The 15,054-nt window shown below is 45.5% G+C and carries 19 protein-coding genes, 1 tRNA gene and 1 pseudogene; 2 read left to right on the top strand and 19 right to left on the bottom strand.

Translation table 11 applies throughout. From position 1 onward, the window contains the following. Positions 1 to 107 precede the first annotated feature (107 nt). The 5 genes from JNUCC1_RS12815 to JNUCC1_RS12795 form a co-directional block, all read right to left on the bottom strand. Complete coding sequence (locus JNUCC1_RS12815) at positions 108 to 530, bottom strand: DUF1801 domain-containing protein (protein ID WP_156645849.1); 423 nt, start codon at positions 528 to 530, stop codon at positions 108 to 110. Between the two features lie 34 nt (positions 531 to 564). Beyond that, positions 565 to 1,104, bottom strand: coding sequence for a hydrolase (locus JNUCC1_RS12810; protein WP_156645848.1), 540 nt, complete (start codon positions 1,102 to 1,104; stop codon positions 565 to 567). A gap of 723 nt (positions 1,105 to 1,827) precedes the next feature. Continuing rightward, positions 1,828 to 2,301, bottom strand: coding sequence for a hypothetical protein (locus tag JNUCC1_RS12805; protein ID WP_156645847.1), 474 nt, complete (start codon positions 2,299 to 2,301; stop codon positions 1,828 to 1,830). Between the two features lie 78 nt (positions 2,302 to 2,379). Further along, entirely contained in the window at positions 2,380 to 3,021 is a 642-nt protein-coding gene (locus JNUCC1_RS12800; protein ID WP_156645846.1) for an SIMPL domain-containing protein, read from the bottom strand. Between the two features lie 200 nt (positions 3,022 to 3,221). Next, positions 3,222 to 3,569 carry a DUF4181 domain-containing protein gene (locus JNUCC1_RS12795; RefSeq protein WP_197431738.1) on the bottom strand — a complete coding sequence of 116 codons (348 nt, stop codon included), beginning with the start codon at positions 3,567 to 3,569 and terminating at the stop codon, positions 3,222 to 3,224. Between the two features lie 385 nt (positions 3,570 to 3,954). On the opposite strand from JNUCC1_RS12795, the gene JNUCC1_RS12790 reads away from it, so the two are divergent. After that, complete coding sequence (locus tag JNUCC1_RS12790; RefSeq protein ID WP_156645844.1) at positions 3,955 to 4,221, top strand: hypothetical protein; 267 nt, start codon at positions 3,955 to 3,957, stop codon at positions 4,219 to 4,221. A 29-nt stretch (positions 4,222 to 4,250) separates the two neighbouring features. Here JNUCC1_RS12790 and JNUCC1_RS12785 read toward each other — a convergent pair whose 3' ends face one another. Next, on the bottom strand, positions 4,251 to 4,940 hold the full coding sequence (locus JNUCC1_RS12785) for an aspartate/glutamate racemase family protein (protein WP_331713778.1): 690 nt from the start codon (positions 4,938 to 4,940) through the stop codon (positions 4,251 to 4,253). Between the two features lie 103 nt (positions 4,941 to 5,043). Here JNUCC1_RS12785 and JNUCC1_RS12780 point away from each other — a divergent pair, with 103 nt between their 5' ends. Then, the gene (locus tag JNUCC1_RS12780) at positions 5,044 to 5,805 is read left to right on the top strand and encodes a glycoside hydrolase domain-containing protein (protein WP_156645842.1); all 762 of its coding nucleotides are present in this window, start codon (positions 5,044 to 5,046) and stop codon (positions 5,803 to 5,805) included. 763 nt (positions 5,806 to 6,568) lie between these two features. Here JNUCC1_RS12780 and JNUCC1_RS12775 read toward each other — a convergent pair. The 13 genes and pseudogenes from JNUCC1_RS12775 to JNUCC1_RS12720 all read right to left on the bottom strand — a co-directional run bounded on the left by JNUCC1_RS12775 (position 6,569) and on the right by JNUCC1_RS12720 (position 15,043). After that, positions 6,569 to 7,006, bottom strand: coding sequence for a CotD family spore coat protein (locus JNUCC1_RS12775; RefSeq protein ID WP_156645841.1), 438 nt, complete (start codon positions 7,004 to 7,006; stop codon positions 6,569 to 6,571). Positions 7,007 to 7,142: 136 nt separating this feature from the next. Beyond that, complete coding sequence (locus JNUCC1_RS12770; RefSeq protein ID WP_156645840.1) at positions 7,143 to 9,674, bottom strand: ABC transporter permease subunit; 2,532 nt, start codon at positions 9,672 to 9,674, stop codon at positions 7,143 to 7,145. Continuing rightward, entirely contained in the window at positions 9,675 to 10,553 is an 879-nt protein-coding gene (locus JNUCC1_RS12765) for an ABC transporter ATP-binding protein (protein WP_156645839.1), read from the bottom strand. A gap of 165 nt (positions 10,554 to 10,718) precedes the next feature. Continuing rightward, complete coding sequence (locus JNUCC1_RS12760; protein WP_156645838.1) at positions 10,719 to 11,492, bottom strand: ABC transporter permease; 774 nt, start codon at positions 11,490 to 11,492, stop codon at positions 10,719 to 10,721. Continuing rightward, positions 11,479 to 12,453 (bottom strand): ABC transporter ATP-binding protein, encoded by a 975-nt coding sequence (locus JNUCC1_RS12755; RefSeq protein ID WP_156645837.1) that lies wholly within the window; start codon positions 12,451 to 12,453, stop codon positions 11,479 to 11,481. The genes JNUCC1_RS12760 and JNUCC1_RS12755 overlap by 14 nt, the downstream gene beginning before the upstream one ends. Before the next feature lie 353 nt (positions 12,454 to 12,806). Continuing rightward, positions 12,807 to 12,995, bottom strand: coding sequence for a hypothetical protein (locus JNUCC1_RS12750; protein ID WP_156645836.1), 189 nt, complete (start codon positions 12,993 to 12,995; stop codon positions 12,807 to 12,809). Between the two features lie 49 nt (positions 12,996 to 13,044). Then, complete coding sequence (locus JNUCC1_RS12745; RefSeq protein ID WP_156645835.1) at positions 13,045 to 13,185, bottom strand: hypothetical protein; 141 nt, start codon at positions 13,183 to 13,185, stop codon at positions 13,045 to 13,047. Between the two features lie 20 nt (positions 13,186 to 13,205). Beyond that, positions 13,206 to 13,664, bottom strand: a complete 459-nt coding sequence (locus JNUCC1_RS12740) for a hypothetical protein (protein ID WP_156645834.1) — start codon at positions 13,662 to 13,664, stop codon at positions 13,206 to 13,208. 33 nt (positions 13,665 to 13,697) lie between these two features. Then, positions 13,698 to 14,096, bottom strand: a pseudogene (locus JNUCC1_RS12735) (Uma2 family endonuclease); the annotation flags it as partial. A gap of 15 nt (positions 14,097 to 14,111) precedes the next feature. Beyond that, entirely contained in the window at positions 14,112 to 14,261 is a 150-nt protein-coding gene (locus JNUCC1_RS19295; RefSeq protein WP_331713777.1) for a hypothetical protein, read from the bottom strand. Positions 14,262 to 14,490: 229 nt separating this feature from the next. Further along, positions 14,491 to 14,691, bottom strand: a complete 201-nt coding sequence (locus tag JNUCC1_RS12730) for a hypothetical protein (protein ID WP_231784213.1) — start codon at positions 14,689 to 14,691, stop codon at positions 14,491 to 14,493. Positions 14,692 to 14,696: 5 nt separating this feature from the next. Beyond that, positions 14,697 to 14,769: transfer RNA gene (locus tag JNUCC1_RS12725), tRNA-Ala, on the bottom strand. 79 nt (positions 14,770 to 14,848) lie between these two features. Continuing rightward, positions 14,849 to 15,043, bottom strand: coding sequence for a hypothetical protein (locus JNUCC1_RS12720; RefSeq protein WP_156645832.1), 195 nt, complete (start codon positions 15,041 to 15,043; stop codon positions 14,849 to 14,851). Positions 15,044 to 15,054: the final 11 nt, after the last annotated feature.

The following is a 15,054-nucleotide window of genomic DNA, read 5'->3' as shown; positions in this document are numbered from 1 at the left end:
GGCTGACCTGATGTATTGTCTTTCTGTTAGTATATTTCAGACAGTGAAAATAATCAATATCACATAGACAGTTGGGATGCGGCATGTTATAAGAAAAAACCCTGAAACTATTGTTCAGGGTAGGTTTTTCTCAAGAAGGTTATCGATTGTTGGATGAGTTGTCTGAGCACCGCTTCATCAATATCAGCCAGTTTGTTCACATAAACGCATGCTTTCCCGGATTTGTGTTTGCCAAGCTGTTGCAGCAGCTCTTCCCGTTCTTTGTCACCAGTAGCGAAATACAGGCTGTGCCTTGCTTTCCGCGGAGAAAAGCCCACGAGTGGTGCGTCACCTTCATGGCCTGATGCATATTTGTAATGGTATGAGCCGAAGCCGATGATGCTTGGCCCCCACATTTTTGCTTGATGCCCTGTTTCTTCCGTGAAAATATCCAGCATTCGATACGCATCCTCACGTTTTCCTTCGTGCTCTACACTTTCGATAAACTCAATGACGCTGTTATCGTTTTCTTTTGTTTTTAGTTCATACATGATGGGTTCCTCCTTTGTTTTAAGGTCGGAGTCGTTATTTAATAATCTTCAACACTTGCTTGAATGTATCGGTCCCGGCTTTTTCCATGAGCTCGTACAATGCCATCTCCACACTTGTCCCTTTTATGCCGGCCTGTTGCATGGTTTGGATGCCGATATCCCGGTTGGATTCCGTTCTGGATGATGTGGCGTCTTGCACAAGGTTTACGTCATATTCGAGCTCATGCAATCGTCTCGCCGTTTGATACACACAAACATGAGTTTCAATGCCGGCGATCAGCACCTGTTTTCGGCCGGTCGCATTTAATGCGCGCATGAAATCAAGATTACCACAGGCGCTGAACGTCATTTTGGGAATAGGCTTGAGCCCTTGGAGTTCAGCCGATATCTTGTCCGCTGTTGGGCCGAGCCCTTCCGGATATTGCTCAAGCCAGATAATCGGCACATCAAGCACCCGCAAACCTTGGATCAGTTTTGTCAGATTGTCCAGAACATGCTCACTGTCATGTACGATTTCCGCCAGTTTTCCTTGGACGTCAACGAGAACGAATACGGTTTGATCTTTTTGAAGCATGGAATCCTCTCCTTTTTATGATATATGTAACTAAATAAAGTGACCTGTTTTATAACAACATCCTTAATGAACAGTCGACACAAACTGCGAACTAATGAAAACTTGAATGACTGCTTCTGGCAACTAACCACCACAATGAGAGTATCGTGATTTGCGCTGCGGGAAGTCGCTTTCCGCGGGCACGGCCTTAGCCTCCTCGAGGAAAACCACCTCTGCGGGGTCTTCGGACTCGTGCTGTTCCCGCAGGAGTCGACTTCCCTCCGCTCCAATCACTTTATGTTCTTTCAGTGACTTGGACGGTTCTACTTAAGAAATCAGGTATGAACGTGAACACTTCTTGGGCCGCCCACTGACAGGTGAGGTTCCTTATTAGTGATAATCTTGGCTTACTATGAGATTTATTTCCGTTAATGTTTTTCAATCCCTATATGCTGATTCACACTTTCAACCGTTCTACCCACGAAAGCGAGAAGGAAGGTCGACACTTCTCACTCAGCTCGGGGAAAACACGGAGACTCCCGTGGGAGCAAAAGCCTAGATGAGACCCCACAGCGCGCAGCGCGAGGAGGCTCATCAGCGCCCACTGGACGCGGAGTGTTTTCCCCGAGCGGTTGTCAGTGGCAGTCATAAAATCCCAAATTAGATCTAACTAGTTAGTTCGCAGTTTACTTAAACTGTGTTTTAATCAATAGAATTATTCTATACGAGAATAGTTTATGATCACTACACCATTAAACGAAACAGCCCGAACCCGAGTATATAAAGCAGCACTGGCGTGACGGCGAAAAGAATCCAGCGGGTGGCTCTGTCGGCCCATGTAAATATGGCGCGGTCTACGCCGACGTATAATAATGTAACGACGAGTGCGGTGCCTAAGAGAAGCATGTTAAAGCCGCTTCCCAACAGGACAAAGACAAGCCCGAACACGACATGCAGGAACACATACATCCAAGCTTCCTGGAACCATCTCTGCGTCACCAGTTCAATTATAATCGAAAAAATCATGCCATACAGCATTAAAATGCCGACCGCAATGGCTGTGAGAAACGACAGCAAAAAGTAGCCGTCGTTCTTATTTTGCAATTCAAGCCCTTCAATACCGCCTGATGTTAACAGCAATGTAAACGCAACGGTTAAAACAACGCCCACAAACCAGGTTGTGAGCAGCTTTCTCCCGATGAACGCTAAAATTTTCATTATGGCAAAGCCTCCTTGACACCACGTTCATGTGCTTGATCCATTATAACGTTTCATTCAGCATAAAAGTTTCAATGATTAGTTGTAGTCATATGTTACTGTGACTGAAGCGCGAAATTCAATTTGACCGGGTTCGATTGGAACAGCAGTGCTTTTTTCTGCGGCCATGTATGTCTGATACGGTTCAGGCGAAACAGCCGATGTCTCTCTGACTTGGGAAGGAGCCGCGTTGAGGTTTACCTGCATGGTTGCTGCTAAGGCTTGGGCTTTCATTTGAGCGTCTTGCAGCGCCACCTGTAAGGCACGGGCTTCGTAAGCATCTGAGTTTGTGACTGTGAACCGAATATCGGAAACCCGTGTCACACCTTGCCCGACTGCCGTTTCGATGACCTGCCCCACTTGGTTGAGCTGGTTGATTTGAACCGTCACGACATGCACCACTTCATATCCGCGAAAAACCTGCTCACCGTCCACATAATCATATTGCGGATTCATGCGGTAAGCAGTCGTTTGAATCTGATGCCTCGGTATGCCAAGCTGCAGCAGCGACTGAATCACACGAGACATTACGACCGCATTTTCCTCCTGAGCCTTTTCCGCCTGCATGGCTTCTGTCCTTACTTCCAAATCGATAGAAGCCGCATCGGGCGCGCCTTTGACCATTCCCGTGCCGACCACCGTCAGGGATCCTTGTTTCTTTTTTCCTTCCATATTATGCATGTCACCAAGCCTCCATTCATATACTTTCAATCAGCATATGCATGGAGGGGGAGGGCGTTAGTCTTGGGGTGGGGTCTATTAAAAGTAGCTTTTTCATTATTTATGTAAGCTGAATAATAAAGGCGCTTTTTAACGGGTAAATAAATGGGTGCGTCAAATACGCATTGGTACACTTACACGGCTTAATAATATTGAACTGTTTACATAAGAATGTTCACCAACAAAATCCCGGTCACGAGCACAATCATAAGCCCGAGAAAGATCAGTGTGATGATATACTCGCGCGGGTTTTCGTGATATTTCCAGTGCATATAGCCATCGAAAAGCTGTGACACAATCAGCAGTGCAATAACCGCATATAAATGGCCACTCCCGACTAATTCCCCACTGCCTACACCCTCATTCTGGGTTAAAATCACGAAAAATACGCCAAGCAAGACAAGTGATCCGAGCAAATGAAACCTGTTAACATAGCGTGAGGCCCCTTCTGTTTTCTCAATACCAAGCCACTTTCGGACGCCCTTATCCACGGCAAAATATACAACCAATATTAAAAATAACCCTAAAACAATGAGTCCCCGATTCAAACAACCATTCCTTCCATGTGTGATTTTTTCGCTGAATAATGGTGATAGACGAATTATCGTCACGAGCGGCGGTGTCTCAGCTTGAACGGCGGTTATTCCATCCGAGCGACGGTTTCCCAGCTTGAACGGCGGTTATTCCATCCGAGCGGCGGTTTCCCAGCTTGAACGGCGGTTATTCTTCACAACCTGCATTCCCCGTCGCACCACCCAGTATTTATCGCACATTTTCTGTTACTTTTATAAAATATTCTTTTCGACCGTTTCCGACACCTTTTTATAATAAAATATGCTATATTTAGGAGTAAGGACTCTTTACATATTCATCCAAAAAAGCGGGGGTGAGCAGATGCCAGGATTTGGCTGGATTTATTTTCCAACAACGAGCTACATTGTTCTTACAGTGGCCATGATTATTTATATGATCAAATTTAAAGATGAAAAGCAGGATAAAGTCCTGTGGATATTTAATGTGTTTTTTTTCATATTAATCGTGGTGCATTATACATTCAATATGACCAACAGGGTTTTTATCGGCGTTTTTTCATTATTAGCCCTCATACTCACATTCTATCTCGTTTACACCCTAAGGAAAAATCGCAAACGGGACGCTTGACTCCAAATTTATCAATCTTCTCTCATGCATTATTCCAGCGCCATGTCTACAGCAGCCATTGCGTGCAATTTCGTTGTATCAAAAAAGGGGGCCTCTTTATCGTCTTGATTAATGAGCAAACCAACCTCTGTACAGCCAAGGATCACGCCCGCTGCGCCCGCATTTGCCAGCCTATCCACCACTTCCAGGAAGTAAGTGCGGGAGGTATCGCGAATCCGGCCCAGACACAGTTCTTCAAAGATGACCTTATTGATAATTTCCCGCTCCGTTTCATCAGGCACCATTACCTCGATTCCGTGCGCGCGAATCCTTTCTATTAAAAAATCCTCTTCCATTGTGTAAGCTGTTCCCACTAGGCCCACCTTGTCCAGATGTTTCTGCTGAATGGCACGGGCTGTTACGTCGCCGATATGAAGCACTGGAATCTGAATTGCCGCCTCCAGCCGATCAATCACTTTATGCATCGTGTTCGTGCACAGTACAATAAAGTCAGCTCCCGCGCTCTCCAAACGCACGGCTGCGTCAGCCAATGTCTCTCCAGCCCGGTCCCATTCACCCTGGCGCTGGTAGTCTTCTATCTCGGCAAAATCCACACTGTACAACAAGCACTTGGCCGAGTGCAGGCCGCCAAGCCGCTCCCCAATCTCAGAATTGATCAACTGATAGTACGTCACCGTCGATTCCCAGCTCATCCCGCCGATTAGCCCGATCGTTTTCACAAGAATCACTCCTCTTTATTTTAATCATAACAGACAATCCACTTGCCTACACTCTATAACGCTCTCCTTCATATACTGCACAAGCAATGAAGGAGGGTTCTCAATGAATGATCAAATAAAATTGCTGATCGGTATGGTCGTCGTTATCGTCATCCCGGCATTGCTCGCATGGTTTATTTTTCACCAGCAGGAAAAAGAAGACGACACCAGCCAGCCTGACAGCAAATCTGAAATCTTGTGGGGTGTCGATTCCGCCACCCAGGCAGATCAAGATATGTATCAATGTGTAAACAGTAATTATGGCACACCCGCAGTTTGGGGCCGTTACCTCGGTGATATCGAAAATGTCTCAGACGCCCTGACTAAAGATGAAGCTGCATTTCTCCATGAAAAAGACGTTCAAATACTTGTAATCTATAACCTTATTGAAGATGCCACAGGGTATGAAAATGGCGCGGCGCATGCTGAAAGTGCCATAGACGCAGCCAACGAATTGGACATCCCCGAGGGCGTCGCGTTATTTGCCGATATCGAACCGATTTTCCCAGTTGACACAGCATTTCTGGAAAGCTGGTATGACACTTTGAAAAATTCCGCTTATGAACCAGGCGTTTACGGTGTATTTGACGAGGGCAGCGACATCCTGAGTTCCTACAATGAAATGGAACCCAGCCGTCAACAGGACACAGTCGTATGGACCGCTTTCCCCCAGCAGGATATCACCACAAAAGAAAATGCCCCCGACTATGCAGCCCAAGGCCCCGACCAAGCTAAAGTCTACGGCTGGCAATACGCCATTGACGGCGAAACATGCACCATCGACACCAATTTATTTAAGCCAGAGATGCGTAGGTATTTATGGTGAAAGCAGAGCAAACTCGGACTCGCCTTGTTCACCCTCGAACATCATGAGTAAAGGCTCTTTACAGGAAAAGATTATAGAGGTTACTATTTAACCAATAACGCATAGTAGACACAAATTGCGAACCAGTGAAAACTTGAATGACTGCTTCTGGCAACCGCTCGGGGAAAACACTCCGCGTCCAGTGGGCGCTGCTGAGCCTCCTCGCGCTGCGCGCTGTGGGGTCTCATCTAGGCTTTTTGCTCCCACAGGAGTCTCCGTGTTTTCCCCGAGCTGGGTGAGAAGTGTTCACCTCCTTCCCGTTTTCGTGGGCAGAACAGATGAAAGTTTGAATTGCGTAGAGACATTGATAATAGCCCGTAAACTGAAATCATTCATACTTGGTTTCGGACAGAACCGTCCATGCCACTGAATTACATAGAGTGATTGGAGCGGAGGGAAGTCGACTCCTGCGGGAACAGCACGAGTCCGAAGACCCCACAGCGTTACATTAAGGATGGTCGACTAAAACCGTCCTTTGCGGACAACGTCGACATACCCCTTGCCGGGGCAAGGAGGCTGAGGTCGTGCCCGCGGCTAGAAGACACTGCGAAAGTGGTTTTCTTGAGCAGATGTCGCACTTGAGCTGTGATAAAGTTAAAGCGACTTCACGCAGCGGAAATCACGGTGCTCATTTAAAAATATGAGGTGCTTAGTTTACGGATATGGGGTGGTGAGCAGAAAACATCCTAAACAAAAAGCCGGCATTGCTGCCGGCTTTTTCCTGTTAACACATGTGATTTGGTTTTTGCCATTGTCCCATGCCCGGTTTCATTTGACCGTGATGGTTTGGTGGCCGAGGTGTCATGGCGCCTGCTACTTGGTTGCCTGGACCGCCCGGCATCATGTTGCCCGGTCCCGGCATTTGCCCAGGTCCCATGCCTGGACGCGGCGGTGGTGACATCGCGCCGGCCACATTATTCGGCTGTCCTGGCACCTCATACGACCCACCATACACATTCTGTTCGTTCCACGTATTTTGCACAGATGTTGAATGCGGATAAACGTGCTTATTTTTCACAAGATGGTGGTTCATAACTGTTGTATGAGAAGGATGGATATGCTCGACTTCGCTTTCGCTGTAGCAATTCACACAATCATGCTTAACAGGATACACAACTTGCTTTGGCCTGCAATGGCAATGTCTTTGATGTCTATGACCCATTGATAATCGTCCCCTTTCTAAAATCAGTACACTAATAACCTATGGCAGTTGACCACCCAGTGTATATGACAGTTGTACCGGTTTTAGAAAAATGATTGGTTATAAGGCCTGTGTTTGTGCGTTTACCCAGCTTAAATCATCTGAATCGCTTTTCCTTCAAATATCCCAGTAACACCAATACCAGTATAGATACACCCAAGCTCATTGCGCCAACATAACTATTGATCAACGATTGGTCAAATTGTGTCGCCAATGCGCCATTTGCCACTTTCATAATGTCCAAGTATGTGAACGGAGACAGGTATGCCCATTCGGATAAATATTCGATGCTTCCAACGTAACCGCCGATCACGATGATCAGGGCCAGCGTCATGACAGCGGCCGTATTTTTAACCCATAATGATAAAAAGTTCGCCATGACCATCACGAATACAGCTGTCAAGATTAGTAGCATCAAACACTGGAGCAAGTAATTTCCCAGTGGAATTAAATGAAATCCGTAACTGTGATAATCGGTTATGATCCCCGTATAATTGGCTGCGGTGGATTCGCTTAGCGTATCGTAATGTAAAATAGGATAATTCCAATCGCCCAATCGATTAAAAATCGTTCCTAAGAGGAAGATAAACAATACGATTCCCAAAAAAGTGCCGAGGACGACCACTATGGAATGCGTCACTTTCCCGAGAAACAATGTGCTGCGGGAAATCGGTTGTGTGCGCAAAAAGTAAATGGTGTTTTGCTTGCCCCGCTCTGACGCCATGCCTGTTCCAAGTAAAAACAGAAACAGGACGAGCAGCCCAATATAGATATAATACTCATAGAAGTGAAACAGACTGTACAGGCCACTCGCATTGACTTTGTGGTTTTGCGCTTCCCGATTGGCGCGAGCAATTTCGTTTTGTGGTGTGTCCGGCCACTCGTCATGTATGGTTGATGTGTATTCACCTGGAAATATGGGCTGAATATCTCTTTCCATCAACCATTTCGTTTTTTCAAGACTGACGTCATATTGAAATTCGAATCCATCCTTACTATGGCTTATATAGTTTAAAGGCTTATCAAATTCCCCGCCCAATAATTTAATCTTGAAGATCTGATGCTCGTAAAAAGACTTCCAGTTTTCTGACTCATAGCCTTTGATGCCGTTTTCGATGACAGCCGTCCATTTCTCGTACAAATCAATCGCTGCCTGATGTCCTTCAATGTAATCTTGGAGCTGTTCTTGATGGATGTCGTCATCTGCATCCTCCAATTCCGCTCTAAAACCCGCTAGGCCTTCTTCATACATTGGAATCATCTTATGTTGAATGTCTTTCATTTCTAGCTCCAACTGATTGAAGTACGCGGCTTCTTTTGTCGTTTCAACATGATGCAGAAAAAAGTACGCGCCAACAATGAATAACAGGGAGATGGTTAAAACGTGTGTCAGCTGACCTTTTCTCAGCAGCTTTCGCCATTCAAAAACCACGACATTCCAAAGTCGGCCCCTTGTTGGACGTGTCTGCCCTGAACGAAACGCTTGTCTCACGGTTGTAAACTGAATAAGACGCCCGCTTTTTTCCGGCAAAAGCAGGGTTATCCCGATCAATATGGTACTCCACATCGCTGCAAACAATAGATAGGTCCATACAACGCCAGTCCCGGCCTCAGATATGATCTGGTCCAGACGCAGATGATGAAAGATATTAAGCGGTGTTTGTAATGCAGAGACTGAATCCGTTAAAACATAACCGCTTAACAAGACGAAAATGGACACCATTAACGTATTGAATGTCGATTTGAAGAGCATGCTGACAAACAGCAGAAAGCTCAATACAATTAGTTCAGCCCCAACAAACAAACCTATTTTAAGACTTACATAATGCAGCGTGGAGATCGCTACAACTTCATCGCCTGTAATCAAAACATGCGGATAATTTAAATTCAGTTCATAGTCACCAAAAACAAGCGGTATCACGATCCCGATGATGATCGTATACAGCATATAACATAACAGACTCAGCAGCAGTGCCATATATTTTGCTAAAATAATGCGTGACTTTGTGATGGGCTGGGTTTTCAATGTGAACCAGGTGTGTTGTTCGCGCTCTGCTGATAAAATATTGCCGAGGACGAGAATCAATAGGATGACACCTGAGATTCCAAATAGCCACTCACTCGCATCTTTTAAAAATAAATGTGGTGACAGTGGATAGGTTTCATCTTCAACGGCCAATCCATGCTCAACCATCCAGTCATTTTTTTCTATGGCATAGTCCAGGCCTACCCCGTCTAACACTGAAAATTCTCCGCCGGCATTCAGGTAATCTTGCAGGCTTTCCAAAAATGCCTGTTCAAATTTAGGTGCGGCTCCGAAGTCTTCTGTATAAATGGCACTTCTCCAATCCTGAAGGTCAGACTTCATCTCCTGAAGGGCGTCGGATTGGGCCAAACCCATGTCTCCCAGCTGTTGATTGGAGCGTCTTTCTTCCAGGGCACGTTCACTCTGATTAACGGCACTCATTAATGGCTCAGTGTCTTCATATAAACGATCGACCATTTCATCTGCCTGTGTGGCATGATATGTATATTGATACACGTTAAATAAGGTGATGATGACGAGTAAATAAAACAGCTTTTTAGTCTTGAGCAGCTTTTTCAGTTCGAACATTACTAGCTTTAACATCTATGTGCCCTCTGTAAAAAGCGTTTGATAGCGTTCCTCGGAACCGGCGATCTTTTGGCTAACATCGTGTATGACGACTTGTTTTCCCGCTAACTTCAGGAAAACGTCGTGAATGGAATGGTGTTGGGTTGAAATGTGTACTGTGTTCCCTTCAATCTGATCAATGTGAACCCCCATGTGCTTCAGAGCATTTACAGATCCGTCTACATCGCTGACATGGAGTGCATAAGTTGTATGTAGATATTTGGAAATATCCTCCTCGATCAGTCGGCCATTTTTCAAAAATAATATATGCGACGTGACACGGTCAATTTCGGACAAATTATGTGAGGACAAGAGGATCGATGTCCCTTCTTGATGGAGGTCTAACAGCAGATTGCGCACGCGTATCGTACTGGTTGGGTCTAAGCCATTTAAAGGTTCGTCCATGACGAGGAGCTTAGGTTGATTCAGGAGGGCCATCGTTAACAACAGGTGCTGCTTCATGCCCATAGAATATTTACGCACTTTTTTATTGAGATAATGGGCACTCCCGACTCTTTCTGCTGTGGTGAGGATTTGTTGTTTGGTGAAGCCTTGGATATCACCGATAAATTGCAGATGATCATACCCGGTTAAATAATCGTACAGCACGGAATTGTCTTGCATATAGGAGATATGTTTGAATACGTCGGGATTGCTATTGCGCATATCGAACAGCTTGATGTCGCCCGCGTCTGCTTTCATTAATCCTGTAATGATATTCAAAAGCGTTGTTTTTCCCGAACCATTCGGGCCCACCAGTGCAACGATCTGGTTTTCTTCTATATTAAAAGAAAGGTTATCCAATACTTTTTCCTTGCCGTATGACTTGCTGAGCCCTTTGACGTGTAAAACCATCCTTTGCCCCCCCTGTTAGAATGAATCGTCTTGTATGGTTACATATTATAATATGTAACCGCTTATAATGCAAATAGTGTTTTTTTTTGGATTTTTTGCAGGATATCACAAATGTAAAAAGAACAGGCCTTGTTGACCTGTTCTTCCTTTTATACATTCTTTTGATCAATAATGCGACAGCAACCCTTTATGCATGGCCAACCGTTCACAATACAGGAAAAACGCCAAGCCAAGGAAGAAGTATACCACGGCATTCAGCGCCAGGATTCCGAAGTCGCCCCAACCGATTTGCGTAAGCGTTGCCCCGTTGATCATCACCTCGCGCATCAGGTCCACCCCTTTGACAAAAGGCAGGTACGCGAGTCCAGGTGCGACTGACAATGGGACAAACGTCAATCCCGCCAGCAAAAACTGCAAGATCTGCAAGAATGCCTGGATCTGTTTTACAATGATGGACACCCCTGCCACCATAAAGCCGAGTCCGAACATGCTGATTAATGTTAAGATCAGTATCGGCATGATGGCGACTAAGTCTACGTTCAGCCACTGCCCCGTAGTCAGCATCGATAAGTACAGTAGCACAACAATAAGCAGGAAATTCAATGCCGTTGTCGCGATCAGTCTTGAAACCATGATCCGCCACAATCCCATCGGCGACATGCATAGCTGTTCAAGGGTACCGCGCATCGCCTCACTCATCACGACAAAGCCGATATCATTCACAACCATCATCGCCAGAAACCAGAAGATATAGTTCACGATCACAAATTGCGTGTTGGCATCCTGTGTGCTCGGGTCCCCGATGACTTGAATTCCCATAAACATCCCGACAAAAATAATGTAAAATGTAAACAGCATCGCAATGGTATTCGGCAAATACCGTTTAAGCTCCAAGTATTCTTTTCGCGTATTTGCGTTCAACAGGTTAAGCAGTTTCATGTGACGACTCCCCCTTCACGATCTTCATAAAGACCTGTTCAAAATCAACCGTCTCCCGGTCAATCGCTTCAATCTGCGTTTCATTCACCCTTAAAATATCAAACAGATCATACATTTTCGCCCCGTTGGAAAAGTCCACCCGTAACGTTGATTGAAGATCGTCTGGCTGATATTCTGAGTCTGGAAACGTTTCTCCCAGCAATGCTGCTTGCTGCCCTGTCAGTTCTCCATCAATCGTGACCACATAAGAGCGCGCTGCAAACAATTTCAGCAAATTTTCAACACGGTCGTCGGTCACAATTTTCCCGCCGTTAATAATCACGGTGCGCTCACACAACGCCTGAACCACCGCCATATCATGCGTACTGATGATGATCGTCCGGTTGTGATTCTCCGCGATATCGTGCAGCAGTTCACGCACCTCATACCCTGTTTCAACGTCCAGACCTAACGTCGGCTCATCTAGCAAAATCACCTCACTGTCAGCCAGCATCGCCACCGCAATCGCCAGCTTCTGCTGCATCCCGCGGGACAGCCGGTTCACAAGCTCATGCTCCTTATCCTTCAAGTTGAACTGGTCAAGCAGCTCATCCACCCGCGCTCGCACCGCCTTCCGCGAAAACCCCCTGTTCCCGGCAAAATACTCCAGATTCTCGCGCACACTCAAACGCCAATACAAATTCCGGTTCCCTTCCAGAACCGCACTGATCTGCCGCAGCGCCTGAAGTCGGTTTTTCTGATTGTCAATCCCGTTGATCCGGATGGTACCCGAATCCGGCACCAACAACCCACAGATCATCTTAATCGTCGTCGTCTTCCCAGCACCGTTTGGCCCAAGCAACCCGAGGATCTCCCCCCGTTTCACCTGAAAAGACACATGTTGCACCGCCTTCACATACTCTTTTGTCCGGCGTTTCTTATATTGTTTATTCAAATCCTTGACCTCAATAATGCTCTCCAACTCGTCATCCCCTTTGTTTTTCCAAAACTTGTAATTACATGATAACTGTAAAATGAAAATCTTGCTACATTCTGTGGAAGGAAATATGTTCAGACTTGAGGCGGAGGACGGGTGGGGTAAAAGAGTCTGATGTGGCAGGCTTTTGCCGTGGTGCTTGTGTGTTTGTATGGGACGGGGGTGGGGCTGTTGCTTGGATAGAGAGTGGGCTTGCTTGGATAGGAGGTGGGCTTGCTTTGATAGAACGCGCTCTTGCTGTGATAGAACCCTTTCTTGCTGAGATAGACGTGATTTTGCTTTGTTAGAATGGTGTTTTCCTTTGATAGACAGCGGTGTTGCTTGGATAGAATACACCTTCACACGTCAAGCATCCGCTGGAAGGCCCCCAGCCCTCCGTTTATTTTCATTTTCGCCGATATATCCGCAGATTCGCCGATAAAATGTGTGGAACCGCCGATATATGTCCTGAAATCGCCGATATCTCGCTCGAATTCGCCGATATAATTGAAATTGCAGGCTTCGACCCCTACTGTAAGTTCATCCACATACAAAAAAACGCCTGTACCCGATTGGATACAAGCGTTTCATTAATCGTTATTCGTTCCCATACTTCTCCCTTAACCCTTTAAAGACTTCCTCTGCGTCTAACAAGTCCGTATCGCTTTCTAGCTGCTTTTCTGCTTTTGCTAGCTTTTCATAAATCTCCAGTTTGGACGAACTTTTTTTCCTATGCATCCAAGCTGCCCCCCCTGAGTTCACCGTGGTTCCCAATCCATTGGTTTGAGTGATTTCAGCAAACGGTTTTCGCCTTCAATTTCATAATACTTACCTTCCACCTGCATATGCCCTTGTTCATCAAACTCAATGCCGTATTTGGCGTGATTCGTCTTTACGTCCATGATATATAATCCATCAAAATCCAAGCTGATCCCTCGGGCTTTCTTCACCGTCATTCCCAAGGCTTGATCCATTACTTCATTCACCATCTGCTTATCATCGATTTTCAAATGTTTTTCAGTAAAACCGCGCTCATTGTCTGCTTTTTTTATATAATAAATGCTGATATGGCGTAATTCCTCATCACCAGGGATTTGCTCATTTTTGTCTAAAGCATCATTCCACACGTTTTCAAACGGAACTTCCCTGTGCTGATACAAATAAAAAATACCCGCAGCCACAATGAGAATAAGCAATATCGTATTCATGGTTTTCATTAAAATGCCTCCCAGTGTTTTTGTTCATGACTCTCACCGGAAAATATCTTCCAAATCAACCTGGAATCCTTTTAAAACTTTAGATTTCATCATGCCTTCTGCTCTCAAAACATCCGCTTGCTGATACACACATTCAGCCGTTAACGTATGAACTTGAATGGCGTTCAGCAACGGGTTAACAATCCAGTATTCTTTTACGCCATATCTCATATAGGCATCCATCTTTGGGATCAATTCATGACTTTGGTTGGAAGGGCTCAGGATTTCCATAATGATTTCGGGCACACCAACAAACTTGTTTTCCTCCAGTCCGGTCTCATCACAAATAACAGACAAATCGGGGATGAAAATATTTGTCTCATTGATGTCATCTTTATACAACTGAATATCGTACGGCGCACTGAAGACCTGACATGGTCCACCTTCGAGAAAATTGAATAACGCAGCCTACAGCCTAGCTGAAACCTGTTGATGACGTGTCGAGGGCGATGGTGACATGAGCACAACCCCACCCGCGAACTCAAGAATCTGATTGGTTTCCTCACGCATTTTATAAAAATCTTCGAGGCTTGCGTCCTGTTTTGGGGGAAGACTCATTCATATCTCCTCCACTTGTGTTCTTATGGCTCATTATAACACAGACGGTTACCGCTTTTGTTGACCCGCAGAGATTGAAATATCTAGGTCATGAGATCTTTGTTCATTTTGAATGGCGGGCTGGTGGGAAGAATACTAAACAAGAAAAGGAAATCAGGTTAGAGTTAGTGGACTAGACGTTGTGTAAATTGAAAAGCATCTTCACTAAGATTGTTACTCAGCAGCAATCTCAAAAGCCGGTTATTTTCATTTTCGCCGATATATCCGCAGATTCGCCGATAAAATGGGTGGAACCGCCGATATATGTCCTGAAATCGCCGATATCTCGCTCGAATTCGCCGATATAATTGAAATTGCAAGCTTCGACCCCTACTGTAAGTTCATCCACATACAAAAAACGCCTGCACCCGATTGGATACAAGCGTTTCATAGATATGGAGCATAGCGGGCTCGAACCGCTGACCTCTTGCCTGCCAGGCAAGCGCTCTCCCAGCTGAGCTAATGCCCCGTTGGCTCGTCTTTTTTCGACGACAAATATTATTATATATCGGTGCTGTTGGTTCGTCAAGTCCTTTTTGAAAAACACCTTACTGGCGTTTGAGTTTCCTTTTCATCGTGATAGCAAAGCCTACCACAACAAGGTTCAAAAGCAGCACAACGCCAAAAATCACCGCTAGGCTTATCTCACCTTCACGAAAGTATCCATAAACATTGATGCCCATCGCAATAGCATTCGCCACAAGGCCAATAATGATGATCGTCATCACATGTGTTTGTTTCATCACACCTCCCC

Source organism: Lentibacillus sp. JNUCC-1, assembly GCF_009741735.1.
GTDB lineage: Bacteria > Bacillota > Bacilli > Bacillales > Amphibacillaceae > Lentibacillus_B.
The sequence above is the reverse complement of the archived record's forward strand: the minus strand, read 5'-3'. Positions and strand labels throughout refer to the sequence as shown.

What these genes read in the sequence shown, in the direction of transcription:
- JNUCC1_RS12815 (WP_156645849.1), bottom strand. Translation starts at nt 530, where the DNA reads ATGTATGAACTAAAAACAAAAGAAAACGATAACAGCGTCATTGAGTTT.
- JNUCC1_RS12810 (WP_156645848.1), bottom strand. Translation starts at nt 1,104, where the DNA reads ATGCTTCAAAAAGATCAAACCGTATTCGTTCTCGTTGACGTCCAAGGA.
- JNUCC1_RS12805 (WP_156645847.1), bottom strand. Translation starts at nt 2,301, where the DNA reads ATGAAAATTTTAGCGTTCATCGGGAGAAAGCTGCTCACAACCTGGTTT.
- JNUCC1_RS12800 (WP_156645846.1), bottom strand. Translation starts at nt 3,021, where the DNA reads ATGCATAATATGGAAGGAAAAAAGAAACAAGGATCCCTGACGGTGGTC.
- JNUCC1_RS12790 (WP_156645844.1), top strand. Translation starts at nt 3,955, where the DNA reads ATGCCAGGATTTGGCTGGATTTATTTTCCAACAACGAGCTACATTGTT.
- JNUCC1_RS12780 (WP_156645842.1), top strand. Translation starts at nt 5,044, where the DNA reads ATGAATGATCAAATAAAATTGCTGATCGGTATGGTCGTCGTTATCGTC.
- JNUCC1_RS12775 (WP_156645841.1), bottom strand. Translation starts at nt 7,006, where the DNA reads ATGGGTCATAGACATCAAAGACATTGCCATTGCAGGCCAAAGCAAGTT.
- JNUCC1_RS12770 (WP_156645840.1), bottom strand. Translation starts at nt 9,674, where the DNA reads ATGTTAAAGCTAGTAATGTTCGAACTGAAAAAGCTGCTCAAGACTAAA.
- JNUCC1_RS12765 (WP_156645839.1), bottom strand. Translation starts at nt 10,553, where the DNA reads ATGGTTTTACACGTCAAAGGGCTCAGCAAGTCATACGGCAAGGAAAAA.
- JNUCC1_RS12760 (WP_156645838.1), bottom strand. Translation starts at nt 11,492, where the DNA reads ATGAAACTGCTTAACCTGTTGAACGCAAATACGCGAAAAGAATACTTG.
- JNUCC1_RS12745 (WP_156645835.1), bottom strand. Translation starts at nt 13,185, where the DNA reads ATGCATAGGAAAAAAAGTTCGTCCAAACTGGAGATTTATGAAAAGCTA.
- JNUCC1_RS12740 (WP_156645834.1), bottom strand. Translation starts at nt 13,664, where the DNA reads ATGAAAACCATGAATACGATATTGCTTATTCTCATTGTGGCTGCGGGT.
- JNUCC1_RS19295 (WP_331713777.1), bottom strand. Translation starts at nt 14,261, where the DNA reads ATGAGTCTTCCCCCAAAACAGGACGCAAGCCTCGAAGATTTTTATAAA.
- JNUCC1_RS12730 (WP_231784213.1), bottom strand. Translation starts at nt 14,691, where the DNA reads ATGAAACGCTTGTATCCAATCGGGTGCAGGCGTTTTTTGTATGTGGAT.
- JNUCC1_RS12720 (WP_156645832.1), bottom strand. Translation starts at nt 15,043, where the DNA reads ATGAAACAAACACATGTGATGACGATCATCATTATTGGCCTTGTGGCG.